Annotated in this window: 20 protein-coding genes and 1 tRNA gene; 15 read left to right on the forward strand and 6 right to left on the reverse strand. The window is 31.9% G+C overall.

Annotated elements, in window-relative coordinates; all coding sequences use genetic code 11:
- The first annotated feature begins 4 nt into the window (after window positions 1-4).
- The 3 genes from L1276_RS00005 (at window position 5) to L1276_RS00015 (ending at window position 1,152) form a co-directional block, all read left to right on the forward strand.
- A tRNA-Leu gene (locus tag L1276_RS00005) sits at window positions 5-90 on the forward strand.
- Window positions 91-248: 158 nt separating this feature from the next.
- Window positions 249-701: a DUF1569 domain-containing protein gene (locus tag L1276_RS00010; RefSeq protein WP_253784196.1), complete on the forward strand. Its 453-nt coding sequence runs from the start codon at window positions 249-251 to the stop codon at window positions 699-701.
- A 16-nt stretch (window positions 702-717) separates the two neighbouring features.
- Window positions 718-1,152, forward strand: coding sequence for a nuclear transport factor 2 family protein (locus L1276_RS00015; protein ID WP_253784198.1), 435 nt, complete (start codon window positions 718-720; stop codon window positions 1,150-1,152).
- Window position 1,153: 1 nt separating this feature from the next.
- On the opposite strand, the gene nth is transcribed toward L1276_RS00015, so the two are convergent.
- Both nth and L1276_RS00025 read right to left on the reverse strand, forming a co-directional pair.
- A complete protein-coding gene (gene nth / locus L1276_RS00020) occupies window positions 1,154-1,804 on the reverse strand; it encodes an endonuclease III (RefSeq protein WP_253784200.1) in 651 nt (216 codons plus the stop codon).
- A gap of 46 nt (window positions 1,805-1,850) precedes the next feature.
- Entirely contained in the window at window positions 1,851-2,717 is an 867-nt protein-coding gene (locus L1276_RS00025; protein ID WP_253784202.1) for an alpha/beta hydrolase, read from the reverse strand.
- A gap of 115 nt (window positions 2,718-2,832) precedes the next feature.
- Between L1276_RS00025 and L1276_RS00030 the strand changes: the two genes are divergently transcribed.
- From L1276_RS00030 to L1276_RS00055, 6 genes are all read left to right on the forward strand, one after another.
- Complete coding sequence (locus L1276_RS00030) at window positions 2,833-4,260, forward strand: glycogen synthase (RefSeq protein WP_253784204.1); 1,428 nt, start codon at window positions 2,833-2,835, stop codon at window positions 4,258-4,260.
- Complete coding sequence (locus tag L1276_RS00035; protein ID WP_253784206.1) at window positions 4,250-5,530, forward strand: glucose-1-phosphate adenylyltransferase; 1,281 nt, start codon at window positions 4,250-4,252, stop codon at window positions 5,528-5,530. The genes L1276_RS00030 and L1276_RS00035 overlap by 11 nt, the downstream gene beginning before the upstream one ends.
- Window positions 5,531-5,586: 56 nt before the next feature.
- The gene (gene glgB, locus L1276_RS00040; protein WP_253784208.1) at window positions 5,587-7,491 is read left to right on the forward strand and encodes a 1,4-alpha-glucan branching protein GlgB; all 1,905 of its coding nucleotides are present in this window, start codon (window positions 5,587-5,589) and stop codon (window positions 7,489-7,491) included.
- 206 nt (window positions 7,492-7,697) lie between these two features.
- On the forward strand, window positions 7,698-10,097 hold the full coding sequence (locus tag L1276_RS00045) for a glycoside hydrolase family 31 protein (RefSeq protein ID WP_253784210.1): 2,400 nt from the start codon (window positions 7,698-7,700) through the stop codon (window positions 10,095-10,097).
- 87 nt (window positions 10,098-10,184) lie between these two features.
- A complete protein-coding gene (locus L1276_RS00050) occupies window positions 10,185-10,997 on the forward strand; it encodes a M48 family metallopeptidase (RefSeq protein WP_253784212.1) in 813 nt (270 codons plus the stop codon).
- Between the two features lie 152 nt (window positions 10,998-11,149).
- A complete protein-coding gene (locus L1276_RS00055; protein WP_253784214.1) occupies window positions 11,150-12,475 on the forward strand; it encodes an MFS transporter in 1,326 nt (441 codons plus the stop codon).
- Window positions 12,476-12,558: 83 nt separating this feature from the next.
- Here the strand turns inward: L1276_RS00055 and L1276_RS00060 are convergent, their stop codons facing one another.
- Genes L1276_RS00060 through L1276_RS00075 form a run of 4 tightly spaced genes read right to left on the reverse strand, consistent with a single transcriptional unit; the run spans window position 12,559 to window position 15,427 of the window.
- Window positions 12,559-13,278: a head GIN domain-containing protein gene (locus L1276_RS00060; protein ID WP_253784216.1), complete on the reverse strand. Its 720-nt coding sequence runs from the start codon at window positions 13,276-13,278 to the stop codon at window positions 12,559-12,561.
- A gap of 19 nt (window positions 13,279-13,297) precedes the next feature.
- Window positions 13,298-14,356 (reverse strand): hypothetical protein, encoded by a 1,059-nt coding sequence (locus tag L1276_RS00065; RefSeq protein ID WP_253784218.1) that lies wholly within the window; start codon window positions 14,354-14,356, stop codon window positions 13,298-13,300.
- Window positions 14,340-14,876 (reverse strand): anti-sigma factor, encoded by a 537-nt coding sequence (locus L1276_RS00070; RefSeq protein ID WP_253784220.1) that lies wholly within the window; start codon window positions 14,874-14,876, stop codon window positions 14,340-14,342. The genes L1276_RS00065 and L1276_RS00070 overlap by 17 nt, the downstream gene beginning before the upstream one ends.
- Window positions 14,873-15,427: an RNA polymerase sigma factor gene (locus L1276_RS00075; RefSeq protein WP_253784222.1), complete on the reverse strand. Its 555-nt coding sequence runs from the start codon at window positions 15,425-15,427 to the stop codon at window positions 14,873-14,875. Before L1276_RS00075 ends, L1276_RS00070 begins: the two co-directional genes overlap by 4 nt.
- Window positions 15,428-15,672: 245 nt before the next feature.
- Between L1276_RS00075 and L1276_RS00080 the strand changes: the two genes are divergently transcribed.
- From L1276_RS00080 to cmk, 6 genes are all read left to right on the forward strand, one after another.
- Window positions 15,673-16,365 (forward strand): hypothetical protein, encoded by a 693-nt coding sequence (locus L1276_RS00080; RefSeq protein WP_253784224.1) that lies wholly within the window; start codon window positions 15,673-15,675, stop codon window positions 16,363-16,365.
- Window positions 16,366-16,610: 245 nt separating this feature from the next.
- The gene (lon, locus tag L1276_RS00085) at window positions 16,611-19,064 is read left to right on the forward strand and encodes an endopeptidase La (RefSeq protein WP_253784226.1); all 2,454 of its coding nucleotides are present in this window, start codon (window positions 16,611-16,613) and stop codon (window positions 19,062-19,064) included.
- Window positions 19,065-19,228: 164 nt separating this feature from the next.
- Entirely contained in the window at window positions 19,229-20,248 is a 1,020-nt protein-coding gene (gene porQ, locus L1276_RS00090; protein ID WP_253784228.1) for a type IX secretion system protein PorQ, read from the forward strand.
- 5 nt (window positions 20,249-20,253) lie between these two features.
- A complete protein-coding gene (locus L1276_RS00095) occupies window positions 20,254-20,856 on the forward strand; it encodes a murein L,D-transpeptidase catalytic domain-containing protein (protein ID WP_253784230.1) in 603 nt (200 codons plus the stop codon).
- Between the two features lie 173 nt (window positions 20,857-21,029).
- Window positions 21,030-21,560: a murein L,D-transpeptidase catalytic domain-containing protein gene (locus tag L1276_RS00100; RefSeq protein WP_253784232.1), complete on the forward strand. Its 531-nt coding sequence runs from the start codon at window positions 21,030-21,032 to the stop codon at window positions 21,558-21,560.
- 36 nt (window positions 21,561-21,596) lie between these two features.
- Window positions 21,597-22,289 carry a (d)CMP kinase gene (gene cmk, locus L1276_RS00105; RefSeq protein ID WP_253784234.1) on the forward strand — a complete coding sequence of 231 codons (693 nt, stop codon included), beginning with the start codon at window positions 21,597-21,599 and terminating at the stop codon, window positions 22,287-22,289.
- The last annotated feature ends 54 nt before the right edge of the window (window positions 22,290-22,343 follow it).

Below are 22,343 nucleotides of genomic sequence, written 5' to 3' on the forward strand. Positions count from 1 at the left end.
TAATGCTCGGATGGTGAAATTGGTAGACACGCTGGACTTAAAATCCAGTGAACAGCAATGTTCGTGCGGGTTCAAGTCCCGCTCTGAGTACTAAAACTTCAATTGGCTTTGCTGATTGAAGTTTTTTTTTGGTCTAAGCTGATTTTTTTCTACCACTAATAATCCAAAATATTAGAGTGCAAAATCTATTTTAATCAGAAATTTTATATTTTTACTTCTCTTTTTAATTTTTAATACCACTTTCAGTTATGCAAAACGTCTTTCTTAAGCATGATTGCGATCAATTTATTGCCAGAATTAATAAGCTTAAAACTGATTCTCAGCCACTTTGGGGTAAAATGTCTGTTGACCAAATGCTGGCTCATTGCAACGTTACATATGAAATGGTCTATGATAATATTCATTCTAAACCAAATTTTTTCATGAAACTTCTGTTAAAGCTATTAGCTAAAAATAAAGTGGTAAACGAAGAGCCTTATCCAAGAAATCTTAGTACAGCACCGCAATTTATCATTAAAGGAGATTGTAATTTTGAAATGGAAAAAAGCAGGTTGATTTCTTATATTAGAAAAACGCAAGAATTAGGAGAAAATGAATTTGAAGGCAAAGAATCACTTTCTTTTGGAAAATTAACTGCTAAAGAGTGGAGTAATATGTTTTCAAAACATTTAGATCATCACTTCAGACAATTTTCAGTTTAACTAAAATCTTTTTTATATGAACAATTATTTGATTCTATTTTTTCTGTGTTTAGGATTAACGTCAAATGCACAAAAACAAGAAGTTCAAAAGACTGTTGAACTATTCTTTGAAGGTTTTCAACAAAGAGATTCTATGAAAATAAAATCAGTTTGTACAGATAAAATGATTTTACAATCTATAAGTGAAAGTGTTTCAAAAGGAAATAAATTATCTGATGAAACAGCCAAAGAATTTTATAAAACAATTGCATCTATTCCTTCAAATATAAAATTTCAAGAGAATATTTTGAGTTATAACATTCAAATCGATGGTTCAATGGCTCATGTTTGGGCTCCGTATGAATTTTACATAAACGATAAATTAAGTCATACCGGAATAAATACTTTTACTTTATTCAAAGAAAAAGATTTTTGGAAAATTATTTATCTGGTAAATACTCGTAGAAAATAGTCTAATTTTTTATTACTACAGTATTATAGTATAAACAGATGTCAGTTAAAAGACATTCTTCACATTTTGGTTTTGGCCTGCAGATTTCACGACCTAAAAATGAAATCGCCATTCCTATTTCTGACCAGATGTTTTTTGGTAATACCTGCATTAACTCTTTTTCAACTTTATTCCCATCTTTCGCTTCTTTTATTATGCCAATTCTGGGTGCAACTCTTATAACATGCAAATCGGCAATAATTCCCTCTGCAGGTTTGTTGGTTTCTCTTAAAATTACATTTGCAGATTTTCTTCCAATACCTTTTAGAGCAGTTAATTCAGACATTGTTAGAGGAATGTCTTTATCATTTTCAATTGTTTTTGCAATTTCTAATAACCAATTTGCTTTAGTCGTATGATTTCGCACCTTGCTTATATAAGGAATGAAAGTTTCGAAATCAGTTTTTGATAAACTTGTAAGAGTTGGATATTTCTCAAATAAAGCTGGAGCAATGTTATTAATATTAGCATCTGAATCCTGAGCTGATAAAACAACCATTCCCAAAAGCTGATAGGTGTTTTGATAATCTAAAGGATGTCTTTTTTCTTTATATTTTTTTAAAATTGGTTTTAATTTAGTTTCCCAATCTAATGTTTCTCCAAATAAATCCATTTTTTATACTCTTTAATATTTGATATTTAAATAGTTATATGTAAAGTTAATTGATTTTAATGAATTCTAATATTTTTTTGATAACATTTTGATTTCCAAGTATTTTCCTATGACCTAATCCTTCAGTTAAAAATAAATATCCATTTTGAAGATTTTCATGAATATGAATTCCAGCTTTTACAGGAACTTCAGGATCATTATTGTCATGAATTACCAATACGGGAATTTCAATTTTTTGTGCTGCACTATAAGCCGAAAAGTCATCCATTTTGACATGATATTTTTCTTCAAATAAATTTCTTAGATTATTACTTATTTCTTTTTTTAAACCTAATTTAAAAATAAATTCATCTAAAATATCCTCCACAATATCACCACTTCCAATTATTACGGCTTTATTTACTTCCAATCGGTCTTTGATTGCATTTAGAACAGACATACCTCCTAAAGAATGTCCAATTGCAATTTCAAAAGGTCCAAATTGCTTTTCAATTTCCAGAATTGAAGCAATGAACTCAGACATTATAGTAGTTTTTCCCTCTGATTTTCCATGTGCCGGTGCATCAAAACTAACTGTTGAATAACCGTTTAATAATAGTTCATCGGCTATTTTAAATAACTGTGTTCCTCGGCCTGACCATCCGTGAACTAATAATATCTTACGATTGGTATTTCCATATTCGTAGGTTACAATACTTTTATCAATTTCAGGAATGTAAACATTTTTTTGTGTGCTTTTACGATCCATTTCAAATTCGCGTTTTGGAACTTTATGTTTTATAGGACTTGTAAACAATCTTGCAGCAAATTTTGTAACCAGCTTTGTAGAGATAAAAGCGCAAATTTTGGCAGATATAATAATTATCTGTGGTATTTTTAATGATTTAGTAGGATTAATTGCCTTTTTTGCCATTTCAATAAAACTTATTTTGAAGCAGAACTTTGCTTATTTTTTGCTAAATTTAAAAAACATAAAAGTAGCATATTAATGATTGTTTGTTAAAAAATAATCACAAATAAATTTCTGAATGGAAATATTTCATATTAGTGCAGAATGTTATCCAATGGCAAAAGTTGGCGGTCTTGCCGATGTAGTTGGCGCTTTACCAAAATACCAAAATAATGCAGGGCATAAAGTTAGAGTTGTGGTTCCGGCTTATGATACAAAATTTAAACAAGAGAATAATTTTGATTGTGTGCATTGGGGCACAGTGAAATTAGGCAATTTCGATTTTACGTTTAGTGTTTTAAAAGAAAGTACAGATAAACTAGGTTACGAATTGTATCTAATAGAAATCAATGATTTATTTAATCGTCCAAACATATATGGGTATGAAGATGATATTGAACGATTTTTATCTTTTCAAATAGCCGCTTTAGATTGGATTATAGCTCGAAATAAAATTCCAGACGTAATAAACTGTCACGATCATCACACGGGATTAATTCCTTTTCTATTGCAGTTTGCTTACAAATATGAAATATTAAAAGATGTTAAAACGGTTATAACAATACATAACGGTTTATATCAAGGCTGGTTTGGCTTCGATAAATTGTATTATCTGCCAGAATTTGATTTAAAACATGTTGGATTTTTAGAATGGAATAATTCGATTAATTCATTGGCAGTTGCTGTAAAATGTGCTAATGCTGTAACAACAGTTTCTCCAAGCTATTTAAATGAAATTAATTATAGTGCAAATGGTTTAGAATCCTTGTTTAAATCGGTTAGAAATAAATCTAAAGGAATTTTAAACGGAATTGATATCGAAGTCTGGAATCCGTTAAAAGATGAAATGATTACAGAAAATTATTCGATAGAAAACTTTGAAATTGGAAAACAGAGAAATAAAGAAAAATTATGTGAACAGTTTGAACTTGATCCATCAAAACCTTTGTTTAGTTTTATTGGGCGTTTGTTTGAAGAAAAAGGGGGAGACTTGCTGCCTCAGGCTTCTGCTTTGGCATTATCGGAACATTTTGAAGATATCAATATTTTAATTTTAGGTTCAGGAAATTCAGAAATTGAATCGCAGTTAATTCAATTGCGTAATGATTATAAAGGAAATTACAATGTTTTTATTGGGTATAATGAAGAATTAGCACATTTAATTTACGCAGGTTCAGATTATATTTTAATGCCTTCAAGAGTAGAACCTTGCGGTTTAAACCAAATGTATGCCATGCGTTATGGAACAATTCCAATTGTTAGAAGAACTGGAGGGTTACGTGATACGGTTATTGATTTTGGCGATAAAGGAAACGGAGTTTGTCATGATCAGGCTTCGGTTGGAGATATCAGTTATTCAATAAATCGTGCCGTAAAGTTGTACGACGATAAAATAAATTTCAATAAAGTTTTACTAAGAGGAATGGAAGCTGACCATTCCTGGGAAAGTGTTTGCCAAGAATATATCGAGATATACAACCTAATAATTGAGAAAAATGAAATTTAAGAAGAAAAACGTAGTTGCCATTATTTTAGGAGGAGGACAAGGATCGCGTTTGTTTCCGTTAACAGAGACAAGATCAAAACCAGCTGTTCCAATTGGAGGAAAATATCGTTTGGTCGATATTCCAATTTCTAATTGTATCAATTCTGATATTTTTAAAATATTTGTCTTAACACAATTTAACTCTGCATCTTTAAATGCACATATCAAAAACACTTTTAATTTTAGCATTTTCAGTCAGTCTTTTGTTGATATTCTTGCTGCAGAACAAACTCCTGATAATCCAACCTGGTTTCAGGGAACGGCAGATGCTGTTAGACAATGTATGTCTCACTTTTTGAAACACGATTTTGATCACGCCTTGATACTTTCGGGCGATCAATTGTATCAAATGGATTTTAACGAAATGCTTGAAGCGCATATTGCAGCCGAAGCTGAAATTTCGATCGCAACTTTACCTGTAAATGCCAAAGATGCACCGGAATTTGGAATCCTTAAAACCGATCATGAAAATAATATTCATGCTTTCATTGAAAAACCAGATGCTTCATTACTGCCTGAATGGGAATCTGAAGTAAGCGAGCAAATGCAGGAAAAAGGTAAAAAATACCTTGCTTCGATGGGAATTTACATTTTCAATAAATCATTATTGGAAGAATTAATGGCAGATCAGGAAACGAAAGATTTCGGAAAAGAAATCATTCCCCAAGCCGTTGGAAAACATAAAATTTTAAGTTACCAATACGAAGGATACTGGACAGATATTGGGAATATTGAATCGTTTTTTGAAGCAAATATTGGTTTAACAGCTGATATACCAGAATTTAATTTATTTGATGATGAAAATAAGATTTTTACAAGACCTAGATTACTGCCTCCATCAAAATTTAGAAATTCAGTAATCAATCAATCATTGATTTCTGAAGGCTGTATTATTAACGCCAAAGAAATTAAAAGCTCAGTAATTGGTATTCGTTCCAGAATTGGTGCAGGTACCGTTTTAGAAAACTGTTATGTTATGGGTAATGATTTTTATCAGGATTTAGATGAACTAAATTACGAAAGCAGTATTAATAAAATTCATGTTGGCATTGGCGAAAATTGTTTTATACAAAATGCTTTAATAGATAAAAACGTTCGAATTGGAAACAATGTTCATATTAGCGGTGGAAAGCATCTGGATAATTTTACTAACGAATTATATAGTATTAAAGACGGAATTGTAGTAATTAAAAAAGGAGTTACGTTATCGGATAATTTTAGAATAGAATAATTTAATATCAATATCAATATCAATATCAATATCAATTTTTGCCTTAAAAAACAAATATGACTAAAGTAATCACACATTCTCTATTTACTGATTTTGATATAGATTTGTTCAAAGCCGGAAAACACTTCAAATTATATGAAAAATTAGGAGCGCATTTAATTGAAGTTAATGGAGTTAAAGGTGTTTACTTTGCCGTTTGGGCACCTACAGCACATTCTGTTTCAGTTGTAGGTGATTTTAATTATTGGAATCAGGGAGAACATCTTTTAAATGTTCGCTGGGATTCTTCGGGAATTTGGGAAGGATTTATTCCTGATGTTTCAAAAGGTGCACTTTATAAATATAAAATTCAATCGAATATTGATGGAATTGTAACTGAAAAAGCAGATCCATTTGCGTTATATTGCGAAAAACCGCCACATACTGCTTCTGTAGTCTGGGATTTAGATTATAAATGGAAAGATGAAAACTGGATGCAGAATCGTCAGGATAAAAATGCTTTAGATAAGCCTTATTCGGTTTATGAAGTTCATTTAGGTTCCTGGAAACGAGCAGAACATAATCGCTTTTTGAGTTATTTAGAATTGGCAGATGATTTGGTTAAATACGTTAAAGAAACTGGTTTTACGCACGTAGAATTTATGCCAATTATGGAATATCCTTATGATCCTTCATGGGGTTATCAGTTAACGGGATATTTTGCGCCGACTTCGCGTTTTGGAAAACCACAGGATTTTATGGTTTTAGTGGATAGACTGCATCAGGAAGGAATAGGCGTAATTTTAGATTGGGTTCCATCGCATTTTCCAGATGATGCACATGGTTTAGGCTATTTTGACGGCTCACATTTATACGAACATCCGGATCGTAGAAAAGGATATCATCCAGACTGGAAAAGCTTGGTTTTTAATTATGGAAGAAATGAAGTTCGTGCTTTTTTAATTAGCAACGCTGTTTTTTGGCTTCAGAATTATCACGTCGACGGATTAAGAGTCGACGCAGTAGCTTCTATGTTATATCTTGATTATTCCAGAAAAGAAGGAGAGTGGGAAGCTAATATTTTTGGCGGAAGAGAAAATTTAGACAGTATAAGTTTTCTTAAAGAATTTAATGAAGTTATCTATGCTAATTTTCATGGAGTTCAAACTATTGCAGAAGAAAGTACTTCATTTCCGATGGTTTCAAGACCAACATTTACCGGAGGTTTAGGTTTCGGAATGAAATGGATGATGGGCTGGATGCATGATACTTTAAAGTATTTTCAAAAAGAAACGGTTTACCGAAAATACCATCAAAATGATTTGACATTTTCAATGACGTATGCTTTTACTGAAAATTTCATGCTTCCGTTTTCTCATGACGAAGTGGTTTACGGCAAAAAGTCTCTTATTTATAAAATGCCGGGCGACGAATGGCAGCGATTTGCTAATTTGAGATTGTTATACGGTTATATGTTTACACATCCCGGAACTAAATTATTGTTTCAGGGAGCTGAATTTGGTCAAACTGGCGAATGGAATTTCGAACAAAGTTTAGACTGGCATTTACTGCAATATGATTTTCATTTGGGAATAAAGAAATTAATTACAGATTTAAATCAATTGTATAAATCTCGTCCTGCTTTGTATGAAAAGCAATTTACAGGCGAAGGTTTTGAATGGATTAATTATTCAGATCATCAAAATGCGGTTTTATCTTATATCAGAAAGGGAAATAATCCAGATGAAAATGTAATTGTAGTTTGCAATTTTACGCAGGTTGTAAGAGAAAATTATAGAATTGGAATTCCAAAAAAAGGTCAAATAGAAGAGATTTTTAATAGCGATGCTTTAATTTATGGCGGCAGCGGTATTGGAAATGGTAAAACATTAAAAGTTGAATTAAAACCTTATGATGGTAGAGATTTTTCTATTGAATTAATTTTACCGCCCTTAAGTGTAACCGTATATTCTTTCGTTTAGAAAAAATCTTACATTTAATTTTTCAAGTGCCTTTTTATCATTTTAACGTTCTTAAATTATCAATTTATCGATTTTTTGAGCTGGAATTTAAAACTCAATCAGAAAAAACGTTTTCGTTAATAAACCTTTTATTCATAGGGCTTTACTAACTTTTTTCGTATGTTTGAAATAGACGATTAGCGTTATATAATTAATTCATTAGCGATATGATTACAAACACATCATTAGAATACAAAGGCGATTTATATCCATCAAAAATTGTCTCTTATGAGCATGAAGGCGATTCGATTTTTTTTAATACAGATAACAAAGTAATTTTAAAAGTCACTATACTTCGAGACAGTTTAATTCGATTTCGATTTACAACAAAAGGATATTTCAGCAATGATTTTTCGTATGCAATTGACAAAACCCAGCTTCATGGATATAATTTTCTTGAACTGACTGAAGAAGAAACTTATTTTCAAATAAGAACGAGCAAAGTGAAATGTAAAATTCAGAAAGCAGATCTGCGTCTTTCTATTTACGATTTAAATGATTTCCTTATTCTGGAAGATGAGCTTGGTTTTCATTGGGAAGAAAGCTATGAATATGGCGGCAATATTGTAAAAATGAGCAAATCCTCTAAAGATGGCGAATGTTTTTATGGTCTTGGCGACAAAGCCACTCAAATGAATTTAAAAGGTAAAAGATTAGAAAATTTTGCCACGGATCAATATGCTTATCAAAAAGATCAAGAGCCACTTTACAAAGTAGTTCCTTTTTACATTGGTTTGCACAACAAACAATCTTACGGTATTTTCTTTGATAATACTTTTAGAACTTTTTTTGATTTCTGTCAGGAAAGACGAAATGTTTCAAGTTTTTGGGCAGAAGGTGGAGAAATGAATTATTATTTCATTTATGGCCCTCAAATGCAGGATGTTGTAACGACTTATACTGATTTGACCGGAAAACCGGAATTACCACCGCTTTGGGTTTTAGGATATCACCAATGTAAATGGAGTTATTATCCTGAAAGCAAAGTAAAAGAAATTACTTCAAAATTTAGAGAACTCAAAATTCCGTGCGATGCCATTTATCTCGATATTGATTACATGGAAGGATTTCGATGCTTTACCTGGAATAAAAACTATTTTCCAGATCCAAAAAAAATGGTTGCTGAACTAGCTGAAGACGGTTTTAAAACAGTTGTAATCATAGATCCGGGAATTAAAATTGATAAAGATTACTGGGTTTATCAAGAAGCATTAGAGAAAGATTATTTCTGCAAAAGAGCCGATGGACCTTATATGAAAGGGAAAGTCTGGCCGGGAGAATGTAATTTTCCTGATTATACAAATCCCGCAGTTAGAGAATGGTGGGCGGGTTTGTTTAAAGAATTAGTTGCAGATATTGGGGTAAAAGGAGTTTGGAATGATATGAATGAACCTGCCGTGATGGAGGTTCCAAATAAAACATTCCCAATGGATGTTCGCCACGTTTACGATGGAAATCCTTGCAGCCATAGAAAAGCGCACAACATATACGGAACGCAAATGGCAAGAGCAACTTACCATGGAGTTAAGCGTTTTACGTATCCAAAACGTCCTTTTGTAATTACAAGATCTGCTTATTCTGGAGCGCAGCGTTACACTTCTTCCTGGACAGGAGATAACGTGGCAACTTGGGAACATTTATGGATTGCTAATATACAAGTGCAGAGAATGTCAATTTCGGGAATGGGATTTACAGGTTCTGATATTGGTGGATTTGCGGAGCAGCCAACTGGTGAATTATATGCTCGCTGGATTCAGCTGGGTGTATTTCATCCGTTTTGCAGAACACATTCTTCCGGAGACCACGGAAATCAGGAACCTTGGGCTTTTGATGAAGAAGTGATTAATATTACCAGAAAATTTGTCAGCCTTCGTTATCAATTATTACCTTATTTATATACTATGTTTTGGCAGTATATAGAAGAAGGAATTCCAATGCTGAAGCCTTTGGTTTATTATGATCAGGACGATACGCAAACGCATTATCGTAATGACGAATTTATCTTTGGAAATCAAATTTTAGTTTGCCCAATTCTTGAACCTAACGCTGTAGGTAGACGTATGTATATTCCAAGAGGTGAGTGGTATAACTATTGGACAAATGATTTATTTGTTGGCGGAAGAGAAATCTGGGTTGATACTAAATTTGATGAGATTCCGCTTTTTGTTAAAGCTGGAGCTGTCATCCCAAAATATCCTGTTCAGCAATATGTTGGTGAATTAGAATTTGATGAATTAACGCTTGATATTTACTATAAAAACGGAAAAGAACAGTCAGCCGTTTATGAAGATGCTCAAGATGGTTATGACTATAAAAAAGGTCGATACAGTCATTTGTCGTTAAGATCGATTGGAAAAGAAAAAGAATTAATCATTCAGCTTCATAAAGAAGGAAAATATGATACGCCATACAGCAAATACAAAATTAATTTAATAGGATTGCCTTTTCAAGTTTCTGAAATCGAAATTGACAATGAAAAAATTGAATTTGATAAAATTGCTTTCGAATCAAATAATTTCTTAATCGTTGATAAAGAGTTTAATGAACTGCATATTATAGGCGAATAAGTAAAATTCTGATAGCGTTTTGAATAATTGTGTAAAATTTCAAATAATTTTAATTGTATTTTTGTTTGTGTTTAAATACTTAAGATCATGAAAAAACATTTAATTTCAGGGCTTTTTGCAGCTATTTTGGTATGCAGTTGTGCTACAAATCCAATTACGGGAAAACAAAATTTGAATTTTGTTTCGAATAGTGAACTGTTTCCATCGTCTTTTCAGCAATACAATCAGTTTTTGACTGAAAATAAAGTAATTACAGGTACAGCAGATGCAAAACGTGTAGAAACAGTTGGTTTTAAAATTAAAGCTGCAGCTGAAAAATACTTGACCTATTTAGGACAGTCTCAATATTTAAAAGACTATCGCTGGGAATATAAATTAGTTGATAATAAAGAAGTTAATGCTTGGTGTATGCCAGGAGGGAAAATTGTAGTGTATTCTGGAATTTTACCTGTAACTCAGGATGAAGCAGGTTTAGCGACAGTAATGGGACACGAAGTTTCGCACGCATTAGCAAATCATGGCGCACAGAGAATGTCAGCTGCACAATTACAACAAATTGGCGGAGCAGCATTAGGAGCAGCAACAAGCGGAAAATCTGAAACAACCCAGCAAATTTTTGCACAGGCTTACGGAATTGGTTCAGAAGTGGGAGTAATGCTGCCATTTAGCCGAAGCAATGAAAGTGAAGCAGATAAAATTGGTTTAACTTTAATGGCTATTGCAGGATATAACCCTGATGATGCGATTGCATTCTGGACTAGAATGTCGGCTAAATCTGGAGGAGCATCATCACCGGAGTTTATGAGTACACACCCGTCTGATGCTACAAGAATTGCTAATATTAAGGCTTTAATTCCAGAAGCAAAAGCCACAGCATTAAAAGTGGGTATTATCAAATAAATTGCATTTAAAATAGTATAAAGCTATTCGTTTTTCGGATAGCTTTTTTTGTTTTAAAACCTTTATAATTTAATAATACATGAATTAGTTAATTTCTATTTAATTATCATAAAAATTGAATAAATTCGTACCGCATTAACAAAATCATTTCAATGAAAAACCTACAAAAAGGAGATAAGAAATTATTAAATGCCTGGGCGTTTTACGATTGGGCAAATTCAGTTTACACTTTGACTATTGCATCAGCAGTATTTCCAATTTTTTACGAAGCATTATTCTCAGAAAGAGATCATTATATTGATGTATTTGGACTTCATTTAAAAAATTCGGCATTAATAAGTTTTATTACCGCTTTTGCATTTTTAGTGGTTTCTTTTATTTCGCCTTTATTATCTGGAATTGCTGATTATGTTGGAAATAAAAAATCCTTCATGAAATTTTTCTGCTATATAGGAGCTTTATCCTGCATGGGATTGTATTGGTTTGATCTTGATAATATTTATGTGGGATTATTGTTTTACTTTCTTGGTTTATTAGGGTATTGGGGAAGTTTGGTTTTCTATAATTCTTATCTTCCGGATATTGCTTTTGAAGAACAGCAGGACAGAATCAGTGCTAAAGGATATTCTTTGGGATATATAGGAAGCGTTATTTTATTGATTATCAATCTTGCCATGATTATGAAACCGAAGCTTTTTGGAATTTCGGGCACAGATGGTGAAGCAGCAATGAAAGCAATGCGTTATTCTTTTATAATGGTTGGAGTCTGGTGGATATTATTTAGCCAGTATACTTATTATTATTTACCGAAAGGAAGTAGAGAAACGACTCAAAAATTGACTAAAAATGTAGTTTTTAACGGATTCAAAGAACTTAAGAAAGTTTGGGCATTATTAAAAGAAAATGTGCCGTTAAGAAGATATTTAGGAGGTTTCTTTGTTTCGAGTATGGCAGTACAAACTGTAATGCTTGTTGCTACATATTTTGGTGCACAGGAAATTCAATGGTCATCAAAAGAAGAAAGTACTATTGGTTTGATTATCTGTATTTTATTGATTCAATTAGTAGCTGTTGCAGGAGCAATATTGACTTCGAGAGCTTCTGAAAAATTTGGAAATATTAAAACTCTAATTGTAATTAATTTTATCTGGGTAGTTTTTTGTGTGCTTGTTTACTTTATTTATTTACCAATGCATTTCTACATAATGGCAACTTTGGCCGGAATTGTTATGGGAGGAATTCAGGCTTTATCACGTTCTACCTATTCTAAATTATTACCTGAAACTGAAGATACAGCTTCGTTTTTCAGTTTTTATGATGTTGCTGAGAAAATAGGAATTGTAATTGGAATGTGCGTTTACGGAATTATTGATCAAATTACAGGAAGTCCGCGTGCGGCTATTGTAATTTTAGGTGTTTTCTTTGTTACCTCTATTTTCCTTTTAAGACGAGTACATAAAAAAGACGTTTCAAATTAATTGAAACGTCTTAGTAATAGTATATCACGAATTGCGGTAATTATTGATTGATGATAACTTGTAATTCGTGATATTTTCAATAATTAACCTTTTGAAATAGTTCCAGAACCCGAAACTTTTACATCACGTTTTTCTGGATTCCCTAAATATTTAATGTTTCCAGAACCCGAAACTCTTGCTGTTATACTTTCGGCACAGGTTACTTTACTATTACCTGAACCAGAAACATTTGCATCTACAATTTTAGATTTTAAACTAGAAGCGTCAATATCTCCAGAACCGGAAAGTTTGGTAGTAAATTTATCTGCAGTACCTTTTAAATGAATATTTCCTGATCCGCTTACGTTTAATTCTAAATTATTTGCGTCAACCGGAAGATTGAAATTCCCTGAACCAGCCAGTTTAATTGAGAATTTATCGTTTTTAATAATATCTTTTGACTTAATATCTCCTGAACCGGCTAAACTTAATTCTGAGATTTTTTCAAAAGGAACTGTAATTTCAATTTTATGACCTGAACTTGTACGGATTTGTGTTCCTTTTTGCACATAAATTTTTAGTGCATTATCTTCTACTTCAACTTTTACTGCCGATAATAAATTTTCTTCTCCTTTGATGGTGATTTTTCCCTCTTTCCCTGAAACTAAATCCACATCAAAAAAACCGGCTATTTTAATATTATCATAACCTGTAGTTGTTCTGGTTTCGGTAACCACTTTCCCGTTTCCGTTTATTTTTGATTGTGCATTAGAATTTACTGCAATAAAAAATACACTTGCAAAAAGTAAAATTGATTTTTTCATTGTTTTGATTTTTAGATGATTAGTTTTTTGTTAATGAAATATTTCCATAAGTCGAAGTAATATTGACTTTATTCTGTCCTTTTTTCTTATAGAAACCACTTATTCTTTTATTGTTGCTTTTTACCTCAGAAACTGAAATGTCCAAAGAATTATCATGTTTAATATTTGTATACCTTCCAGAAATATCAAAATCAAAAGCATAATTAGCATTATAACCTAAAGAAATATCGGTGTAACCAGAATTAATATTGACGTTTCCTGATTTGTCATTCATGGTTCCAACGGTAACTTTGCTGTAATTTGTATCCAGAGTAAAGTTGCTTGAAACTTCGGCAATTGAAATTGTTAAATAATTTCCAGATCCAGTTAATGAATTGATTTTCTGAAATTTTAAATTACCATAATTACAGTCGTATTTAATATTCTGTCCGTCATTAAGAGAAACATCAGTATAACTTGCATCCAGATTTAAGTTACCGGAATCATTAATTTTTAAACCGGAATAACGTGCTTCAATGTTTCCGTTTTTGATATAATCAATACTTGAGTTTTGGCAGTATGCAATTTCAACTCTATTGCTCGAACCATTCAATTTTGCCAGTGTAACTTTACCATATTTACAGCTTATATCTGTAGCAGCTTCTAAATTAAGTGTCGAAATATTTCCGTATTTATTAACCAGTTTTACAGAACCGTTTTTAGGAATTTTGATAATGTAATTAATTTCAAAACTGTTATTGCTTCCTTTGCTTTTAAGGCTGGAATTACCAATAGAAGTTACGGCGCTTACTAAACTTTTTAGTGCAGTAATATCTACATCAATACTGTTTAATTTTTCATTTACCCAGCTTTCGTTTGTACCATTTACTTTAATCGTAATATCAAGATCAATTTTATCTTCATCCCACGTAGATACGGTGATATTTCCATATTTATTATCGATGTCAATTCCGGCATTAGAATTTACGATATACGTTTTTTTGATTGTTTTTTGTTTTGTGATATAGGTATCATCATTTGAAAATCCTAAAAGAGGAATCAAAAGCAATAGGATTACTATTTTATAATGTTTTTTCATGAGTTGTGTTTTTTAGATTTTCGTTTTCTTCAATTCGCTGTAAGACTGTCTGCAAAAAAGAAATTCTAGTTTGCAGATTGCTTATCATGGCATAAATAATTTGCTTATTTTCTCCGTTTTTCTGAACCTCCTTAATGATCTTTTCATAATCAGCATCAAAAACTTTCATTTGTTTTAAAGCATCATTTATAATTTGTTCGTTTTCCGGAGAGCTTTTTTCTTTTAATTTAACTAGCTCATTATCAATTAAAATATTGAAAATAGAATCTGTGCGTTTGGTTTCCTGCGATGCAAATTTGAATTCTTTCGGTTTCTCGTTATTATTATAAAATACAGATATTCCTAAAAGCACTGCTATAGATGCGGCAATAGCCCAGCCGGCATAATTTCTTTTCCTTGGTGTTTTTTGATTTAATTTATTTAAGAAATCAATTTGATGATCTGGATCCATTTCATGAACATCCCATTGATTCTCAAACTTGTTAAATAAGTTGTCTAATTCTTCATTTTCCTTTTTCATAAATCCTCTAATTTTTTACGTAAACTTTCTTTGGCGCGGCTTAAAGTGGTTCTGCAGTTGGCATAGCTTATATTTAAGATTTCGCAGATTTCTTCCTGATCATAACCTTCAATATAAAAGAGTGTCAAAACCATTCTGTAATTGTCTTTCAGGCCCGAAATGGTATCTAAAACCTGTTTCACTTTAAGTGAATTCAGATCAATACTTTCAGACAATATAGAATCGTTTTCTTCTATTTTAAAAAGTGTTTTGTTTAGGTCTTCCATCTGGAAAGCATTATTTTTTTTATAAAAATCGATACTATAATTAATAACAATTCTTTTTAGCCATGCTCCAAAAGCGACTTCCTGTTTGTAATCGTTAATCTTTGTAAAAGCTTTCAAAAAACCTTCCTGCATGACGTCTTGTGCAAAATGCTCGTCTTTTACAATTCTGTAAGCTACGTTGTACATAGCTTTACAATAACGATTGTAAATTTCGAATTGTGCCTTTTGGTTATTGTTTTTACAAAGCGCGATTAATTCTTCGATATTTTGATTAGTTATACTCAAGTAATGGTTGCTAGTTTTTTATAATGACTTTAGTTATTTTGATATGTTACAGTTTAGGTAATGTTATTTTTTATTTTTTTTAAAAGAATCTCAATTTATAGGCTAAAAAAGTAAAAATAAAAATTTAAGTAATTGATTGTTAGTTTTTTAATTGTATTTTTTGATTAGGAATTATTTTGTTAAATATATGTGAAATATTTCAATGGTTTTGCTATTTTTGATTTACCATAAACCAATTTTAAACTATGAAAAAACTAAAAAGCCTAGCGCTCGTGACCTTATTTGTGTCAACATCATTATTTACATCGTGTTCAAGTGATTCTGGAAGCGATGACCAAACCCCAGAAGCTTCACAAGGAGATTATTGGCCGGCAGCCGTTGGTAATCAATGGGTTTTAAACCAAAGCGGCGCCGAAACTTCGATGAAAATTATTAGTTCAGAAAAAGTGGGTGCAGATACCTATTTTAAATTTGATAAACTATTTATCTCATCTTCAGACGTTGTAGCAGGTTCCGCATCTGCATCTATAAAAAAAGTACAAGGAGACTATTTTATTAAACTGGATGAGATTAATATTAGTGCAAATGGTTTTGCCGGAAAAATCAGCGGCTATGAATTTGTTTTCTTTAAAGATTATTTAGATGTAAATAAAACCTGGACAGGAAGCTACGTACAAGAAACAACCTATACAGGAATAGCAACTATAAAATCGACAACAAAGTATACAGGTACTATTGTAGAGAAAGGCGCAACAGCAACTATAAAAAATGTAACTTATAAAGATGTTATTAAATTTAAACTAAAATTAGAAACTTCGATAGAAGGACAATCTGCGGGCTCAACCGAAGCAGAATATTGGATTGCAAAAGGGGTAGGTATTATTAAATTTGGTTTTAATAATGCATATTCTGAATTAGTCTCTTACAAAGTGAATTAAAAATATTTGCAGATTATGATTTTAAAAGCCGAAATTAATTTCGGCTTTTTTATGCTTTTATTTTTTTAATCTAGATATTCATGCAAATCATAAATTTCAAAGCTTTCGATTTTGGATTTGGCATAATGATTGTCTATTTTTACGACCTGCCTTGTAAATAGGATGCGTATTAGAAATTACAGCATTTAAAAGATTATTTACAGGTAGTTTTAAACTTTTAATGACAAAACGACTTATATACTATTATGTCAAATCATAAAATCCTTACTATTGACAATCTGTCACTTCAAGAATTTGATTCAGAAGCAGAATTAATTCCATTATTAACTCCAGAGGACGAAGAGGAAATGAACAACGAAGAACTTCCTGTTTCTCTGCCAATATTACCTCTAAGAAATACTGTTTTATTCCCGGGAGTTGTAATTCCAATTTCTGCGGGAAGAGATAAATCAATTAAATTAATTAATGATGCCAATGCAGGCGGAAAAATTATTGGTGTAGTTTCTCAAATTAATGAAGAAGATGAAGATCCGTCAAAAGATGATATCCATAAAATAGGAACTGTAGCACGTATTTTACGTGTTTTAAAAATGCCTGACGGAAATGTAACTGTTATTTTGCAAGGAAAAAAACGTTTCGAAATTGACGAAGTGGTTTCAGAAGAGCCTTATTTGACTGCAACAATCAAAGAGGTTTCAGAAGAACGTCCTGATGAAAATGATACTGAATTTACGGCGATTTTAGATTCTGTAAAAGAACTGGCAATCCAGATTATCAAAGAAAGTCCAAATATTCCATCTGAAGCTACATTTGCCATTAAAAACATTGAAAGCCAATCGTTTTTAATCAACTTTGTTTCTTCAAACATGAATTTATCTGTAAAAGAAAAACAAGGTCTTTTATCGATAAATGGTTTAAAAGAACGTGCTTTAGAGACGTTGCGTTATATGAATGTCGAACTGCAGAAATTAGAATTGAAAAATGACATTCAGTCAAAAGTTCGTTTTGATTTAGATCAGCAGCAGCGTGAATATTTCCTTCACCAGCAAATGAAAACCATTCAGGAAGAATTGGGAGGGGTTTCGCAGGAAGAAGAAATGGACGAAATGGGTTTGAAAGCGAAAACCAAAAAATGGGACGAAAAAACGCAGAAACATTTCGAAAAAGAATTATCTAAAATGCGCAGAATGAATCCGCAGTCGCCAGATTTTGGAATTCAGCGTAATTACTTAGAGTTGTTTTTAGAGTTGCCTTGGGGCGAATATTCTAAAGATAAATTTGATTTAAAATTTGCTCAAAAAATATTAGATAAAGATCATTTTGGTCTTGACGAAGTAAAGAAAAGAATGATTGAACATTTGGCAGTTTTAAAATTGCGAAATGACATGAAATCGCCAATTATATGTTTAACAGGGCCTCCGGGAGTTGGTAAAACCTCTATTGGACGTTCTGTGGCCGAAGCTCTAGGTCGTGAATACGTACGTATTTCCTTAGGTGGATTACGTGATGAAGCTGAGATTCGCGGACATAGAAAAACCTATATTGGTGCAATGCCGGGAAGAATTATTCAAAGTTTGAAAAAAGCAGGAACTTCAAATCCGGTTTTTATTTTAGATGAGATTGATAAACTATCAAGCAGCAACAGTGGCGATCCTTCATCTGCTTTGTTAGAAGTTTTGGATCCAGAACAAAACAATGCTTTTTATGATAATTTCCTTGAAATGGGATATGATTTATCTAAAGTAATGTTTATTGCAACTTCTAATAATATGGCGGCAATTCAGCCTGCATTACGTGACAGAATGGAAGTTATTAAAATGTCAGGTTACACAATTGAAGAAAAAGTAGAAATTGCAAAAAGACACCTTTTTCCAAAACAATTAGAGGCACACGGATTAACGACTAAAGATTTGACAATTGGAAAAAAACAATTAGAAAAAATTGTTGAAGGCTATACAAGAGAATCTGGCGTTCGTAATTTAGAAACAAAAATTGCTCAGGTAATTCGTAATGCTGCAAAAGCAGTAGCAATGGAAGAGGAGTACAATAAAAAAGTAACCGAAGAAGATATCGTAAAAGTTTTAGGTGTTCCGAGACTGGAGCGTGATAAATACGAAAATAACGATGTTGCAGGTGTTGTAACAGGTTTAGCCTGGACAAGTGTTGGCGGTGATATTTTATTTATTGAATCTTTAATTTCTGAAGGAAAAGGAGCGTTGACGATTACCGGAAACCTTGGGAATGTGATGAAAGAATCGGCTACAATTGCTCTTGAGTATATTAAAGCCAATGCTAAAAAATTAGGTTTAGGTATCGAATTATTCCAAAAATACAATATTCACTTACACGTTCCTGAAGGAGCAACTCCAAAAGACGGACCAAGTGCCGGTATTGCAATGCTTACTTCTTTAGTGTCATTGTTGACTCAGAAGAAAGTGAAGAAAAACCTTGCTATGACTGGAGAAATTACTTTGCGTGGAAAGGTTTTACCAGTTGGAGGAATTAAAGAAAAAATTCTTGCGGCAAAAAGAGCAGGGATTAAGGAAATTATTCTTTGCCATGAAAACAAAAGTGATATTGACGAAATTAAAGAAGAATATTTAGAAGGTCTTACTTTTCATTATGTAAAAGAAATGAGCGAAGTTTTAACTTTAGCTCTAACAGATCAAAATGTAAAAAATGCTAAAACATTGAAATAATTTTTGATTTTACATTTCAATTTATAAAATCCAGATTCTAATTTTGCTATTGGAATCTGGATTTTTTTATTGGAATTTATTTAAGCTTTAATTTTATTTTTGGTGTTATATAATTTTATATTTGCACTTGCGTTATTTCCATACACAGGAACGCTCCAAAACGAATGTTAAAACACTATGTTTTATTTTTTATGATGCTAATTTGTTCGGTTTCTTTCGGACAGATTGGAGGGCGTTACACCTATCAGTTTCTTAATTTGACAACTAATCCTCGTCAGGCAGCGCTGGGCGGGAAAACGATTACGATTTATGATGAAGATGTTAATCAGGCCATGTCTAACCCCGCAGCTTTAAACGCAGATATGGACAGCAATCTAGCCCTGAATTATGGGAATTATTACGGAGAAGCTTCTTATGGAACGGCTTCGTACGCTTATACGTATGACCGGCACGTGCAGACTTTCTATGCTGGAGTCAATTATGTAAACTACGGATCTTTTGAAGGTTATGATGAAAATGGACAGAAAACATCAGATTTTACAGGAAGTGAAGGCGCACTTTCAGTAGGTTATGCTTATAATGTTCCTTTTACAGATCTTCATATAGGCGTAAATGGTAAGTTAATAACTTCAACTTTAGAAACTTATAATTCTATTGGAGGAGCAGTTGATTTGGGATTGTTGTATATTGATGAAAGAAACGATATAAATTATGCACTGGTATTTAGGAATATAGGCACACAATTCACAACCTATTCAGGAATAAAAGAAAATTTACCTTTTGAAATTACTGCCGGAATTTCACAGGAATTAGAGCATGTTCCTCTTCGCTGGCATCTTACTTTAGAGAATTTACAGCAATGGAATATTTCTTTTTCAAACCCTGTTCGTGGAGAAACCAATATTGATGGTTCAACAAGCAGTGAGAAAGTTTCATTTGTCAATAATGCTTTGAGACACGTTGTAGTTGGTATGGAGCTTTTTCCAAAGAGAGCATTCAACGTGCGTTTAGGATATAATTTTAGAAGAGGCGAAGAATTACGTGTTGAAGAACAGCGTAATTTTTCGGGGGTTTCGTTAGGATTTGGATTAAGAATGAATAAGTTAAAATTTAACTATTCGTATTCAAGATATACATTGGCAGCAAATACAAGTCTTTTTGGTCTAATTTTAAATTTCCAATAATTGATATGAAATTATTAAGTTTATTTTTATTTATGACTGTAGGGGTTTTTACGGGTTCAAAACACTACTTCAAAGAAAAATCTTCTATTACCAGTTTAGAGATCGAAAGAATCAATAACAGGGTAAGCGAATTAAAAAACATGATAAATGTCGATCATAAATACAATACTAAAATTGCGTTTTTAGTCGACATGAAAGTACCTTCAGGAAAAAATCGTTTTTTTGTTTATGATTTAGAAAAAAATGAAGTTATTGATCAAGGTCTTGTAGCACATGGTTCTGGTTCTGAAACCGGTATTCAGGGAATGCTTAAATTTAGTAATGAGCCTAATTCTAACTGTACTTCTCTTGGCAGATATGCAATAGGTAAAAATTACAAAGGAATATTTGGAAAAGCTTATAGATTAGCGGGTTTAGAACAAACTAACAATAACGCTTTAAAAAGAGCAATTGTACTGCATCATTATTCTGCAGTTCCCGCTGAAGAACAAAATTATTACATCAGCCGCAGTAAAGGCTGTCCAATGGTTAGTGAGCAATTTTTTAAACGAATAGAAAAGATAATTGATAGTTCTAAGTCGAATATTATATTGGATATTTATTATTAATATTTCGTAGATAAAACTCAGGAATAGTACTAATTTGTAAACCTTTTATAATCGAAGTGTTTTTGTTTTTCGATTTAGAAAGGTTTTTTTCTGCCGCATTTTCCATGAAAAAGATATTTATTATTCTACTTTTTATTCTTTTCTTTTTTAGCATTTATAAAATTTTTCGGAAGGTGGAGAATGTCAATTCTAAAACCATTTCCCGAATTGATTATCAGATGAATCAGCTAAAGAAAGTAATTAAAAGTGACCCGAAATTTAATAAAGAAGTTGCCTTTTTGATTGACATGAAAATACCATCAGGAAAAAATCGATTTTTTGTTTACGATATAAAAAATAATAAAATTATCGATAAAGGTATAGTAGCACATGGTTCGGGTTCTGAAACCGGTATTCAAGGAAAACTTAAATTCAGCAATGTATCAAATTCCCTAAGTACTTCGTTAGGCAATTATTATATTGGAAACTATTATTACGGTAAATTTGGTAAAGCATATAAATTATATGGTTTAGACAAAACAAACGACAACGCTTTTAACCGGGATATTGTTTTTCATTACTATTACGATGTTCCATATGAGGAGAAAGATGGTTACATTTGCAACAGCCATGGCTGCCCTATGGTCAATAAAAATTTTTTTGAAAAAATTGCCAAAATAATAGATAAATCAGATTCAAATATTTTGTTGAGTATCTATTACTAAAGCTTTAAAATAAGAATAAAACTAAAACATAAAAAATTGAAAAAAATTACAATTGCTATTGATGGTTTTTCATCTACCGGAAAAAGTACATTAGCGAAACAGCTGGCAAAAGAACTTGAATATGTATATGTAGATACAGGTGCAATGTACCGTGCAGTGGCTTATTTTGCTATGCAGAATCAGTTAATTGGAGCTGATTTTTTTAATAAAGCGGCTTTGATTGAAGCTTTGCCTAAAATTCAATTAGAATTTAGATTTAATAGTGATTTAGGTTTTGCTGAGATGTATTTAAACGGTGAAAACGTTGAAAAACAAATTAGAACAATTGAAGTTTCTAATTTTGTAAGCAAAGTAGCCGAAGTTTCAGAAGTTCGCACTAAATTGGTTGAGCAGCAACAGGAAATGGGAACTAATAAAGCGATTGTAATGGATGGCAGGGATATTGGAACTGTAGTTTTTCCTAATGCCGAACTAAAAATATTCATGACAGCCAGCGCCGAAACCCGTGCACAAAGACGTTTTGATGAATTACAGCAAAAAGGCGATAATGTCACGTATGAAGAGGTTTTAAAGAATGTAGTAGAAAGAGATTATATAGATACACACCGCGAAGATTCTCCTTTGGTAATTGCAGATGATGCAATTGAGATTGATAATTCCTACTTAAACAGAGAAGAACAATTTGCTGCTGTTTTAGAATTAGTGAATGATGTTGTTAAAACAATATAATTTTTTGTAGATATTATTTTTAATGGTAGTTTTACTGCTTCATTTTTACTTTAA

Source organism: Flavobacterium sp. HSC-32F16 (genome assembly GCF_024171645.1).
Lineage (GTDB): Bacteria > Bacteroidota > Bacteroidia > Flavobacteriales > Flavobacteriaceae > Flavobacterium.

Coding starts and splice junctions, on each gene's coding strand:
- L1276_RS00010 (WP_253784196.1), top strand. CDS start 249: ATGCAAAACGTCTTTCTTAAGCATGATTGCGATCAATTTATTGCCAGA.
- L1276_RS00015 (WP_253784198.1), top strand. CDS start 718: ATGAACAATTATTTGATTCTATTTTTTCTGTGTTTAGGATTAACGTCA.
- nth (WP_253784200.1), bottom strand. CDS start 1,804: ATGGATTTATTTGGAGAAACATTAGATTGGGAAACTAAATTAAAACCA.
- L1276_RS00025 (WP_253784202.1), bottom strand. CDS start 2,717: ATGGCAAAAAAGGCAATTAATCCTACTAAATCATTAAAAATACCACAG.
- L1276_RS00030 (WP_253784204.1), top strand. CDS start 2,833: ATGGAAATATTTCATATTAGTGCAGAATGTTATCCAATGGCAAAAGTT.
- L1276_RS00035 (WP_253784206.1), top strand. CDS start 4,250: ATGAAATTTAAGAAGAAAAACGTAGTTGCCATTATTTTAGGAGGAGGA.
- glgB (WP_253784208.1), top strand. CDS start 5,587: ATGACTAAAGTAATCACACATTCTCTATTTACTGATTTTGATATAGAT.
- L1276_RS00045 (WP_253784210.1), top strand. CDS start 7,698: ATGATTACAAACACATCATTAGAATACAAAGGCGATTTATATCCATCA.
- L1276_RS00050 (WP_253784212.1), top strand. CDS start 10,185: ATGAAAAAACATTTAATTTCAGGGCTTTTTGCAGCTATTTTGGTATGC.
- L1276_RS00055 (WP_253784214.1), top strand. CDS start 11,150: ATGAAAAACCTACAAAAAGGAGATAAGAAATTATTAAATGCCTGGGCG.
- L1276_RS00060 (WP_253784216.1), bottom strand. CDS start 13,278: ATGAAAAAATCAATTTTACTTTTTGCAAGTGTATTTTTTATTGCAGTA.
- L1276_RS00065 (WP_253784218.1), bottom strand. CDS start 14,356: ATGAAAAAACATTATAAAATAGTAATCCTATTGCTTTTGATTCCTCTT.
- L1276_RS00070 (WP_253784220.1), bottom strand. CDS start 14,876: ATGAAAAAGGAAAATGAAGAATTAGACAACTTATTTAACAAGTTTGAG.
- L1276_RS00080 (WP_253784224.1), top strand. CDS start 15,673: ATGAAAAAACTAAAAAGCCTAGCGCTCGTGACCTTATTTGTGTCAACA.
- lon (WP_253784226.1), top strand. CDS start 16,611: ATGTCAAATCATAAAATCCTTACTATTGACAATCTGTCACTTCAAGAA.
- porQ (WP_253784228.1), top strand. CDS start 19,229: ATGTTAAAACACTATGTTTTATTTTTTATGATGCTAATTTGTTCGGTT.
- L1276_RS00095 (WP_253784230.1), top strand. CDS start 20,254: ATGAAATTATTAAGTTTATTTTTATTTATGACTGTAGGGGTTTTTACG.